The organism is Micromonospora sp. SL1-18 (assembly GCF_047921505.1).
Lineage (GTDB): Bacteria > Actinomycetota > Actinomycetes > Mycobacteriales > Micromonosporaceae > Micromonospora.
Genome location: NZ_JBLROA010000262.1, coordinates 1 through 283, shown reverse-complemented (window position 1 = coordinate 283; position 283 = coordinate 1). Strand labels below are relative to the sequence as shown.

At 65.7% G+C, this 283-nt stretch carries 1 protein-coding gene; it reads right to left on the bottom strand.

Annotation, left to right across the window (positions count from 1 at the left end):
* Nucleotides 1–283 (bottom strand): M36 family metallopeptidase (locus tag ACNAW0_RS30860; RefSeq protein WP_416291556.1); only part of this gene is annotated, 283 nt, incomplete at both ends.

The window sequence follows — 283 nt, the reverse complement described above, 5'->3', positions numbered from 1 at the left end:
GTGTTCAGCTCCGGCTGGGCGGCCCGGCCCACGAAGTCACCCCGGCAGGACGGGTGAGTGTCGAACGCCTCGCTGTTGTCGTTACGGTTGGTCGTGCCCTGCACGGCGCTGTAACCCAGCCCACGGCGAGCGAACGAACCCCAGATGATGCAGGCGTTCTCCCCACCGGTCAACGCCGCGTCCGCAGCGATGATCGCGTTACGACCGGTGATGAAGCCCGGACCGCAACCCTGGATCTTCAGCCCGTCGATGACCAACTGCAGAGCCAGGTTGTTACCACCGG